5 protein-coding genes are annotated in these 11,720 nt (G+C 71.6%); all 5 read left to right on the forward strand.

Going from position 1 to position 11,720, the window contains the following annotated elements; translation table 11 throughout:
- Nucleotides 1–7: 7 nt before the first annotated feature.
- The 5 genes from ACN27F_RS16860 to ACN27F_RS16880 are packed head-to-tail and all read left to right on the forward strand — an operon-like array spanning nucleotide 8 to nucleotide 11,524.
- Complete coding sequence (locus ACN27F_RS16860; RefSeq protein ID WP_421434470.1) at nucleotides 8–7,429, forward strand: amino acid adenylation domain-containing protein; 7,422 nt, start codon at nucleotides 8–10, stop codon at nucleotides 7,427–7,429.
- Nucleotides 7,426–8,667 (forward strand): FAD-dependent monooxygenase, encoded by a 1,242-nt coding sequence (locus tag ACN27F_RS16865; RefSeq protein ID WP_421434471.1) that lies wholly within the window; start codon nucleotides 7,426–7,428, stop codon nucleotides 8,665–8,667. Before ACN27F_RS16860 ends, ACN27F_RS16865 begins: the two co-directional genes overlap by 4 nt.
- A gap of 13 nt (nucleotides 8,668–8,680) precedes the next feature.
- Nucleotides 8,681–10,105 (forward strand): phthiocerol/phthiodiolone dimycocerosyl transferase family protein, encoded by a 1,425-nt coding sequence (locus ACN27F_RS16870; RefSeq protein WP_421434472.1) that lies wholly within the window; start codon nucleotides 8,681–8,683, stop codon nucleotides 10,103–10,105.
- The gene (locus ACN27F_RS16875) at nucleotides 10,102–10,992 is read left to right on the forward strand and encodes an SDR family NAD(P)-dependent oxidoreductase (RefSeq protein ID WP_421434473.1); all 891 of its coding nucleotides are present in this window, start codon (nucleotides 10,102–10,104) and stop codon (nucleotides 10,990–10,992) included. Before ACN27F_RS16870 ends, ACN27F_RS16875 begins: the two co-directional genes overlap by 4 nt.
- Nucleotides 10,993–11,044: 52 nt before the next feature.
- Entirely contained in the window at nucleotides 11,045–11,524 is a 480-nt protein-coding gene (locus ACN27F_RS16880) for a nuclear transport factor 2 family protein (protein ID WP_421434474.1), read from the forward strand.
- Nucleotides 11,525–11,720 lie beyond the last annotated feature (196 nt).

Consider the following 11,720-nt stretch of genomic DNA (forward strand, 5'->3'; position numbering starts at 1 on the left):
ACCAGTGGTGGATTCGGGCCGGACTCCGCTAACCACCTACCAATCAGACATCTGGGTCGCAAGTCGCTTATCTCCGGACCTTCCCCAGTTCAATGTCTGTGGCCACGAACAGTTCGTCGGACCACTCGACCATGAACTCCTGCTGACCTGCATGCGTCAGGCCGTGGAATGTAACGACGCATTGCGACTACGTTTCGACGAGGAAAACGGGCAGCTCTTCCAATGGGTGGAGCCTGAGCCGGCGGTGATCGAGGTCCACAATTTCAGCGGTGCACCCGACCCCCACCACGCATGCCATTCGTGGATGGCGCAGGCGTTCTCCCAGCCGTTCGAACTGCGTCGCAGCCGGCTGTACCGGGTGGCCCTGCTCCGGGAGAGCGAGTCCGTGGCCTACGCGTACCTCAACGCGCACCACCTGGTCACCGACGGCTGGGGCGGCCGGCTGCTGCTGCGGCAGGTCTGCGCCGGGTACGCGGCAGCAGTCGCGGGGCGGACCGCCACCGCGTCCATGGCGGGGCGGGCTGCCCCAGCGGCCGTCGCGCGACCGGCCGCGACGTCCGGTCACCGCCTCTCCTACCTGGACTTCGCCCGGGACACGAGGGACTACACCGGGTCCGTCCAGCGGCAGCGCGACATCGAACACTTCCGCACCGACCTCGACGGGGTCACCCCGGCGCTGTTCCCCGCTCGGGCCACCGGCCGGTACCGGACCGCCCGGTACAGCTACCCCCTGCGCCGGGATCTCGTCGACCGGATCCGGTCCACCGGTCAGTCACCGTTCACCTTCTTCGCGGCGGCCCTCGCGGTCTACCTCGGCCGGATCCACCGCACCGATCGGATCGTGCTCGGAGTGCCGGTGCTCAACCGGAGCACCTACGCGCAGCGGCAGACGGTCGGCCACTTCGCCAACGAGCTGCCGGTGCCGGTTTCGGTTCCCGGTACGCGTACCGTGCCGGAGCTGGTGGCGCAGCTGCAACGGACCCTGCGCTCGTTGCGTACCCACCAACGCCTGTCCCGGGGCGAACTGCTGCGCGAGATCATGCCGCCGAACGGGCCCCGACAGCTCTACGACGTGACTCTGTCCTGGCTGCGGTGGCCGCAACCGGAGCCGATTCCCGGCGTCACCCACCGGACGGTGGCCGCCAGCCGGGTGCACGAGCAGGACGCCCTGGCCGTGCTCGTCAACGAGTACGACGACGGCGCGCTGACGGTCGATCTCGACTACTCCCGCGACGTGTTCGACGAGAACTTCCCGGTCGAGGCGCTGGGCCGGCATCTCGACACCTTCATCGGCAACGCGCTCGACCGGCCGGAGGAGCCCCTGGCCCGGATCCCGATGCTCACCGACGCCGAACGCGACCAGGTCACCGAGGGCTACGCCGGCTGCGAGGTGGACTACCCGGCCGACGCGACGCTGCACGGGCTGTTCGAGCAACAGGCGGCCCGCACGCCCGACCGGATCGCCGTGGTGGTGGACGGCACCGGCGAGACGCTCAGCTATGCCGACCTCGACGCGCGGGCCAACCAAGTGGCCCGGGCGCTGCGCGCCGACGGCGTCGGCCGCGACGACCGGGTGGCCATCCTGGCCGAGCGCGGAACGCCACTGCTCGTCGCGATCCTCGGCACGTTGAAGGCGGGTGGGGCGTACGTTCCTCTCGACCCGGACCATCCGCCCGCCCGGATCCGGTACCTGCTCGCCGACAGCGGTGCCAAGGTGCTGCTGACCACCGTTGCCCAGCCGACGCCGCAGGGCGGCGACCGGGACGCCGTCGCGGGCCTGACCGTGCGCCACCTCGACACGCTGGCGACCGGTCCGAGCGACCCGGTCGAACCGCTCGCCGGGGCCGGCGACCTCGCGTACGTCATCTACACCTCGGGGTCGACGGGAGCGCCCAAGGGGGTGATGGTCGAGCACCGTTCGGTGGTCAACCGGCTGGCCTGGATGCAACGTCGATATCCCCTCGACGGCGACGACGTGCTGGTGCAGAAGACGCCGATCTCGTTCGACGTCTCGGTGTGGGAGCTGTTCTGGTGGGCCTTCGCGGGCGCCCGACTGGTCCTGCCCGGCCCCGGTGTGCACCGGGATCCGGGTGCGCTGTCGACCACCGTGGCGCGGCACGGCGTGACGGTCATCCACTTCGTACCGTCGATGTTCGGGCCGTTTCTCGACCTGCTGGAACAGGCGCCGGATCGGCGCCGGCAGGCCGACTCGCTCCGGCTGGTCTTCGCCAGCGGCGAGGAGCTGCCGGCCCGTCGGGTCGATCAGTTCCACCGGCTGTGCCACCGCGCGCCGGGCGCCGGCCCGGCCACCGCCCCACACGCCGGATCGACCACCGGACCCCGGCTGGTCAACCTGTACGGGCCGACCGAGGCGACGGTCGACGTCTCGCACCACGAGTGCCACCCCGACCCCGACCGGCCGACGCGGCGGATTCCGATCGGCCGCCCGATCGACAACGTCCGACTGTACGTGCTGGGCCGCGACGACCAGCCGCAGCCGGTGGGCGTGCCCGGCGAGCTCTGCGTCGCCGGCGTCGCCGTCGCCCGGGGCTACCTGGGACGCGCCGGAGCCGATGGAGCGGGGGCTGACCGGGCGCAAGCCGACGGGACAGGGCCGGGCACCGCCCGGTTCGGCACCGACCCGGTCCGCGGCGAGGGCCGGATGTACCGCACCGGTGACCTCGCGCGGTGGCTCGCCGACGGCAACCTCGAATACCTGGGCCGACTCGACGGGCAGGTGAAGATCCGGGGCAACCGGGTCGAGCCCGGCGAGGTCCAACAGGCACTCGCCGGCTACCCGGGGATCCGCGAGGCGGTGGTCGTGGCCCGCACCTCCCCCGGCCGCGGCACCCACCTGGCGGGTTACTACGTGGCGGAGGCGGAGCTCGATCCGGTGCGGCTGCGCGGCCATCTGCTGCGCCAGCTGCCGGACTACATGGTGCCCGCCTACTTCGGTCGGCTGGACCGAGTGCCCCTCACCCCGAACGGCAAGCTCGACGTCGTGGCGTTGCCCGGGCCCGTGTCGCAGCGGCGGCCGGAGCCACGGCAGGAGCCCCGTGACGACGTGGAGCGGGCGCTCGCCGCGATCTGGTCGCGGGTGCTCGACCTGCCGTCGGTCGGCATTCACCAGGACTACTACGCCATCGGCGGCGACTCGATCCTGGCGTTGCGGGTGGTCGCCGAGGCGCAGCGACATGGTCTGCGCTTCACCCTGGCCGACCTGGCCGAGCGGCCGACCGTGGCGGCGCTGGCGGCCCGGATACGGCACACCGCGCCGGCCGACCAACCGGCCGACCAGCCACTCGCCCCGCCCGCCACGGATAGCCCGTTCGCGCTCGTCTCCCCGCTGGACCGGGCCCGGCTCGGCGAGGCGGCGGACGCCTGCCCCGCCACCGCGCTCCAGCTGGGGCTTCTTTACCACAGCAGCGAGCACGAGGCGGCCACCGCCTACCACGACGTATTCCGCTACTCGGTCCGGATGCCGTGGCACGAGGTGGCGTTCCGCACGGCGTACGACCGGCTCGTCGCCCGGCACCCGGGCCTACGTTCCTCCTTCGACCTGGGTAGCTGCACCGAACCGCTGCAGATCGTGCACACCCGGATCGCCGACGGTATCGACGTCGCCGATCTACGTACGCTTGAGCCGGACGCCGCACGCGCCGAGGTGCTGGCACACATGCGGCAACGGCGTCGCCACCGGTACGCCTTCGATCAGCCGCCGCTGTTCCTGTTCCGGGCGCACCTGCTCCCTTCCGGCGTGGTCGACCTGGTGTTCAGCTTCCACCACGTGCTCCTGGACGGCTGGAGCGTGGCCACCGTCGTCGGTGACCTGTTCCGCGACTACCTGCATCTGATCGGCGCCGGAATCGAGGCGGTCACCGAGACGGCGCTGCCCGGCCCGACGGCGTACGCCGTCGAGGAACGCCGCGCGCTCGCCTCGACACCGGCCCGGCGCTTCTGGGCCGACCGGCTCGACGGTGCCGAGCTGACCCAACTGGACGGCTTCCGGCAGTACGAGCCGCCCGGTGGCGACGAGCCACCGGTGCAGCTGATCGATCTGCCGGTGGGCCTGGAACAGCGGGTACGCGCCTTCGCGCGCGATCACGGACTGCCGGTGAAGACGGTGTTCCTCGCCGCCTACTGCCTGACGCTGCGGCTGTACTCCGGCGCCACGGACGTGACCGTCGGGCTGGTCACCCATGGCCGCCCGGAGCTGGCCGGGGCGGAGCGGATGGCCGGGCTCTTCCTGAACACGGTGCCGGTGCGCCTCGGGCCCGGACCCGCCTCCTGGCTGGCGACGGTCCGCGAGGTGCACCGGCGGGAGCAGGAATGCCAGCCGTACCGGCGTTATCCCCTGCACGCCATCCAGCACGACCGGGGCGGCCGGCCGGTCTTCGAGCTGGCCTTCAACTACGTGCACATGCACGTCCTTGCGCCGTTGCTCGAACTACCCACGATCGAACCGCTCGGCTTCGACGCCTGGGAGGAAACCAACTTCACGCTGCTGCTGAACGTGTTCGTCCATCCGGCCCGGCAGCGCATCTCGCTGCGGATCGACGCGGACCACCGCAGGATCACCCGGTCGCAGACCAACCTGATCGCCGACACGTTCGGGCGGATCCTCGACCGGATCACCGACGAGCCGGACGGCGCGCCGGACTTCGGGTTTCTGGTCGCTCCGGTCACCCCGGCCGAGCCGACCACGACGGCCGAGCCGGCCGCGGCGCACAGCGACATCGTCCGCCGCCTCGCCGGCCACGTACGTCGGACCCCGGACGCGGTGGCGGTCGCTGCCGGAGCCCGACGGTGGACGTACGCACGGTTCCAGCACGAGGTCGACCGGATCGCGTACGCACTGATCCATGCCGGCGTGCGGCCGGGCGACCTGGTCGGGGTCGCGGTGGGCCGCTTCCCCGAGATGATCGCGTCGATCTACGGCATCGCCCGCGCCGGCGCGGCCTGCGTGCCGCTGGACGTGACCTATCCGCCGGAGCGGATCGCGGCGATGCTCGCCCAGGCGCGGCCGGCCCGGGTCGTCGCGGACCGGCGGCATGCCGGGCTGGTCGGCGAGCCCGCCAACGTGCTCGTCGTCGAGGATCTCCTCGCACCACAGCGGACCGTCGCGCCGGTGCCGCTGCCCCGGAACCGGCCGCAGGACGTGCTCTACGTGCTCTTCACCTCCGGTTCCACCGGCGTGCCGAAGGGAGTGGCGATGTCCCACGCCGCGCTCGACAACTACCAGGCGTGGCAGGTGGACGCGGCCAGCGCGGCGGCCGGCGGCGTCACCCTCCAGTTCGCACCGCTCAGCTTCGACGTGTCGTTCCAGGAGATCTACACCACGATCAGCGCCGGCGGCACGCTCCAGATCATCGACGAGCGCCAGCGGCGAGATACCACCGAGCTGCTGCGCCTGATCGACCGGGAGTCCGTCGAGCGGGTCTTCCTGCCGTACGTGGCGCTCCAGCAGCTCGCCGAGGCCGCGGTGACGCTCGGGATCCAGCCCCGTGCGCTGCGGGTGGTGATCTCGTCAGGGGAACAGCTGCGGGTGACCGCCGAGATCCGCCGGTTCATCGCCACCCTGCCGGCCGGCGCGATCCTGGAGAACCAGTACGGCCCGACCGAGACCCATCTCGTCACCGCGTACTCGATGACCGGCGACCCGGAGCACTTCCCGAACCTGCCACCGATCGGGCCGGCGATTCCCGGGGTCGACATGTACCTGCTGGACCAACGGATGCGTCCGGTGCCGACCGGGGTCGCCGGGGAGCTGTACTTCGGCGGCGTCCAGGTCGCGCGGGGCTACCACCGGCAACCCGCACTGACCAGCGCGCGGTTCGTTGCCAACCCGTTCGGCCCGCCCGGTGACCGGATCTACCGCACCGGCGACGTGGCCCGGGTGCTGCCAAACGGTGACCTGGTCTGGCTCGCGCGGACCGACACCCAGACCAAGATCCGGGGTTTCCGGGTGGAACCGCTCGAGGCCGAGATAGCGATCATGAAGCTGGCCGCGCACCATCCGGGCATCCGCGAGGCGGCGGTGGTGGCGCGACGCCGGGACGACGTCGACGCCTTCCTGGCCGCCTTCCTCGTCGGCGACCCGGCCCGGGTCGATCTCACCGGCCTGCGCCGGCAGCTACGGGAAACGCTGCCCGAGCATCTGGTCCCGACCCACTTCCACTGGCTGGCGCAGATGCCGCTGACGCCGAGCGGCAAACGCGACGACCGAAAGTTGCGCGGGCTTCCGTTACGCGTGGAGACCGCACGGCTGGTGGCGCCACGCAACCGGTACGAGCACGTCCTCGCGGAGATCGTCGCGGAGCTGCTCCACCTGCCGCAGGTCGGTGTCGACGACAACCTGTTCGAGCTGGGCGCCACCTCGCTCACCGCGATGCGCCTGGTCACCCTCGTCGAGAAGCGGTACCGCGTCGCCGTGCCGGTCTCCGCCTTCGTCACCGCCCCGACCGTGTCCAGCCTGGCCGAGCTGCTTCGGGCAGGTGGAGCGGATCCGACGGCGTTCGACCCGCTGGTGCCGATCCGCACCGGTGCTGAGCGACCGCCGTTGTTCCTGGTACATCCGATCGGCGGCAACGTGCTCTGTTACCTCACGCTCGCCCGGCATCTGCCCCGTGAGCAGCCCGTATACGCGCTTCAGGCGGCCGGCGTCGACGCCGGGACCGAGCCGTTGCGGTCCGTACCGGCGCTGGCGGCAAGTTACCTCGCGGCGATCCGCCGGGTGCGGCCGAACGGGCCGTACACGATCGGCGGTTGGTCGTTCGGCGGTGTGGTGGCCTTCGAGATGGCCCGGCAACTCGGCGCCGCCGGAGACGGCCCGGTCGAGCGGCTGATCCTCATCGACCCGATCGCCCGGCGACCCGGCGACCCGGTGCCGGTCACCGACGACGTGCTGCTCGACTGGTTCTTCTGGGAGCTGATCCCGCTGGAGAAGGACCGGCCGGTGTTGGCGCCGATTCCGGCGGACCTGGGTTCGCCCCAGGCGAAGCTGGACTTCGTCGCCCGCCGGGCCGGTGCCGCCGGAGTGTTACGCCCGGGCGACTCGCAGGCCGCGGTGCGTCGGCTGTTCGAGGTGTTCAAAGCCAACTGGGAGGCGGTCATCGCCTACCAACCCGACGTCATCGACCAGGACCTCACGCTGCTACGGGCCGCCGACCCACTGCCGAGTCTGCTCAAACCGATGCACGACATCGCCGGAACGCTGCACCTCGACCCCCGTAACGGGTGGGGTGAACTGACCACGGGCCGGATCGACGTGCTCGACGTACCCGGTGACCATCTGGCCCTGATGGAGCCACCGTACGTGGCGGACGTGGCCAACCGGATCACCGAGTTGCTGACCGGCTCACCCGCGCGGCCAGCCGGCCGGGTCGGACCCGGCCGGACCGATCCCGGCCGGGTTGGCGGTGGGCGGTGACGTCGGCCGTGACCCCGGCGACGAGCGGTGCGGCACCAAACGGGGCCGCGCCCCCGAGACGACGGCGCCCCACCGCGCTGATCATCGGCGCGGGTATCGGCGGCTTGGCGACGGCCGGCACCCTGCGCCGGATCGGCATCGACGTGGAGATCTACGAACGGGCCGGTGAGCTGCGGCCCGCCGGGTCGGCCCTGTCGCTGACCGCCAACGCGCGGATCGCGCTGCGCACCCTGGACATCGATCTCGACGTCGAGCGCCGGGGCCGGGTCTACCCGGCGCTGCAACTGCGCACCGCTACCGGCCGGCCGATCAGGACCCTGCCGTTCGCGCATCTCGGTGATCGGCTCGGAGCGCAGAATGTCGCGATCCACCGCGCCGAGCTGCACCAGGCCCTGCTCACGGCCGCCGGCGACCCGCCGGTGCGACTCGGCGCCACGGCCCGGCGGTTCCAGGTGGTCGGCGACCGGGTCCGGGTCGAGTTCCACGACGGGCTGACCGCCGAGGGTGACCTGCTCATCGGCGCCGACGGATTTCATTCGGTCGTCCGCCGGCAGATCGCCGGGCCCGAACAGCCCCGCGAGCCCGGGTATGTCTGCTGGCTCGCGACCACCCCGTTGCGGCATCCGAGAATCCGGGACGGCTACGCCGCCCACTACTGGGGACGAGGCCAGCGGTTCGGCCTGGTGCAGCTCGACGGCGACCGGGTCTACTGGTGGGGCACGTTGAACATGGCCCCGGCCGTGGCCCGCGACTGGCGGGGCGGCAAGGCCGACATCGAACGGGCCTACGTGGGCTGGGCCGAGGAGGTCCGAGCCGCGATCGCCGGGACACCCGAGTCGGCGATCATCAGCGTGCCGGCCCAGGACCGGCCGTTCCTCGAACGGTGGGGCCACGGGCCGGTGACACTGCTCGGTGACGCGGCGCACCCGATGCTGCCGAGCCTCGGTCAGGGCGCGGCGGTGGCCGTGGAGGACGCCGTCGTACTCGCCCACTGCCTGCGTCAGGCGGTCGACCTGCCGCGGGCGCTGCGGCGCTACGAAACCGCGCGACGCGAGCGGACCCGCTGGATGGTCCGCGAGGCCTACTCGCTGAGTCGGGTCGAGCAGCTGGCCCACCCGCTCGCCGATCTGGCCCGCCGGCTCTACCTGCGCTGGCTGCCCGGTCGGCTGCTCGACCGGCGCAACGAGATCGCGCTCACCTTCCCCGGCACCGCGGACGGGACGGTGACGCCTCGATGAAGGTGACGCCTCGATGAACCCGACGACGACGGACACACCGACGACCGAAGTACGGCGGGCGCTGAGCCCGCTCGAACGCTGGTACTGGATCGCCGATCAGGTGTCGCCACTCAACGTCATCGCCCGCGTACAGGTGCGTGGGCCGTTGCCCCCGACGCTGCTGCGTGCCGCACTGGATTGGCTACGCCGCAGGCACCCGCTGCTACGGGTGGCGATCGCCACCGCACCGGACGGCCGTTCCCCCCGGTTCGTGCCGACCGACCGGCCGATACCGCTGCATCAGGTGACCCACGACGAGGCTGGCTGGGTACGACGGATCAACGAACACGAACTCGTCGACCGGATCGACTGGCGCCGTGGTCCGCTGTGCCGGACCGTGGTGCTGACCCGGGCCTCGACCGGCGGCGTACCCGACGACGAGGTGCACGACCTGCTGCTGACCATGCCGCACTGCGTGGCCGACGGCACGACCGTGCTCTCCCTGCTGCGGCAGTGGATCGACCTCGCCGAGCAGGTGCGCCGCGGCGCCGGAGCTACCGACGGTGCCGACGGTGCCGAGCCGGATGAGCCCGGTGAGCCCGGTGAGCCGGCCCTGCCCGGCTGTGAGGCGATGTTTCCCCGACGGTACCGGGGCCTGGTCGGCACGCTGCGGCTGCGCTGGCTGCTGGCCCGGGACCTGTACCGGGTGCGCCGGTACCGTCCGGCCCGGGTCGTGCCGAGCCGATTCGTGCCGTTCACCGAGCGACGTACCCGGCTGCTTGCCCGGACCCTCACCCCTGAGCAGGTCGAGACGCTGGTGGCGGCCTGCCGCCGGGAGCGGACCACGGTGCACGGCGCGCTCGCCGCGGCGATGGTGCTGGCCGTCGCCGCCGAGACGGGCGCACCGGCGCCGGGACACGTGACGATCGGCTCCCCGGTCACCTTCCGCGACGCGCTGGTGCCTGCCGTGCCCGAACGGGCCGTGGGCGCGTACGTCGCCACCGTCCCCACCTTTGTCGGCTACCGTCCGGGACTCTCGCTGTGGCAGCTCGCCCGCTCGATCAGCGGCGATCTCGCTATCCGTCGCCGGTCCGGCAGCCATTTCGCCATGGTCGACCTGGTCACGATCTCCTGCCCCAGGTCGGTCGCGGCCAGCGGGCGGTTCATCGAGACGATGGAACGGACCGGGCCGGTCAACCTGTGTCTGTCCAACATCGGCCGGTACGACTTCCCCGCCCGCGTCGGACCGTGGCAGCTGTCCGGCGCCCAGTTCATCGCCGGCCTGTCCGTCTGCGGCTACTTCGTCTCCACTGTGAACACCAGTCACGGGCGGCTGTTCTGGAACTTCACCTACGTACCCGACGCGCTGCCGCAGGAGCGGGCGGCGCGACTGGTGGCGGCGAGCGTCGACGCGGTGCTCGCCGCCATCGGCTGCCGGTCGGAGAGGAGCCGAGCATGATCAGGGGAGCAGACCGGATCACGCCGACGGGCCGTACCGTGGTGATCACCGGCGCATCGTCCGGCCTGGGCGAGGCGGCGGCGCTGTACCTGGAGCGGATCGGTTTTCAGGTCTTCGCCGGCGTACGCGCCACGGCCGACGGCGAACGGCTGCGCGCGGAGTCGTCGGCCGGGCGGCTGCATCCGCTGCGCGTCGACGTGACTCAGCCCGCGCAGATCCGGCAGGCGGTCGACGAGGTGACCCGGCGACTGGACGGCGCCGGGCTCTGGGGCCTGGTGAACAACGCCGGTGTCGCCCAACCCGGCCCGCTGGAGTGCCTGCCCGCCGAGCGGCTCCGGCGGCAGCTGGAGACGAACGTGATCGGTCAGGTCGAGACGATTCAAGGATTCCTGCCACTGCTGCGGGCCGCCCGGGGCCGGGTCGTGAACGTCACCTCGGGGCTCGGCCGGGTCGCGCTGCCGTATCTCGGTGCGTACGCGGCGGCACAGTTCGCCAAGGAGGCGATCAGCGACAGTTTGCGGCGCGAGCTGCGGCCGTTCGGCGTCACCGTCTCGGTGGTGCAGCCGGGCGCCATCCGTACCCCGATCTGGGAGAAACTCGATCAGGCCGGGGCGGAGATCATCGACGGCGCGCCGGAGCCGACCGCGGCGTTGTACCGGGGACCGTTCCGGGCCTTCCTGCACCGCAGCGCGGGCCAGGTGCGCCGCAGCCGGACCACCCCCCAGCAGTACGCCCGGACGGTGGCCGCTGCTCTCACGGCGGCTCGACCGAGAACCCGGTACCCGGTCGGCACCGATGTACGGTTCGCGAGCCTGGCCGCCCGACTGTTGCCGGACAACCTGATCGACCGGAACCTCGCCAGGCTCGTCCGGCTCCGCGAGGGCTGACCCGCCGCCCCGAACCCCGACCCACGACGACCGACATCGAAGGGTGGCCACCGTGGATACCGACCAGCAGACCCGGGCACACGTACAGCAGTTGTTCGCCCGCAACCTCGAATACATCACCGAGGGACGGATCCGGGAGTGGGTGGAGCTGTTCGACCCGACCGGGGTGCTGGAGTTTCCGTACCCGCCGCCGGGCGTACCGTCCCGGTTCGTCGGACACGACGAGCTGTACGAGCACATGAAGGACTTCCCGAAGCAGTTCGACGTCCGCTTCTCCGGCCTGGCCTTCCACGAGACGACCGACCCTGAGCTGGTGATCGCCGAGTTCGTGGGCGACGGCCGGGGGGTGGTCACCAAGCGACCGTTCCATCAGGTCTACATCTCCGTGGTCCGCTTCCAAGACGGCAGGATCGTCCACTTCCGGGATTTCTGGAACCCGTTGGTGACGATCCGCACCGCCGCCACGATCGGCCATGTGTGGCGCGGCCTGGTCGGCCTGTTGCGCCCGTCAGCCACGCGACAGCGCCGCTGATCCCCTCACGTCGGCGGGGATCGTCAACCGCGCATCGCCCAGCAGCAGCCCGCCGGCCCCACCTGCCGTCGTAGGCCGAATCGACGCCCCGGACCTACCGCACGGGTCCACCGCTCACCTTCGATCATGCCGGGCCACCTGGCTGACGAGACAAGCTGTGACTTCGATCACCATCGATTGATTCGAGTGGACGACG

The sequence above is a fragment of the Solwaraspora sp. WMMB335 genome, assembly GCF_049179075.1.
Lineage (GTDB): Bacteria > Actinomycetota > Actinomycetes > Mycobacteriales > Micromonosporaceae > Micromonospora_E.

What these genes read in the sequence shown, in the direction of transcription:
- ACN27F_RS16875 (WP_421434473.1), top strand. Translation starts at nt 10,102, where the DNA reads ATGATCAGGGGAGCAGACCGGATCACGCCGACGGGCCGTACCGTGGTG.
- ACN27F_RS16870 (WP_421434472.1), top strand. Translation starts at nt 8,681, where the DNA reads ATGAACCCGACGACGACGGACACACCGACGACCGAAGTACGGCGGGCG.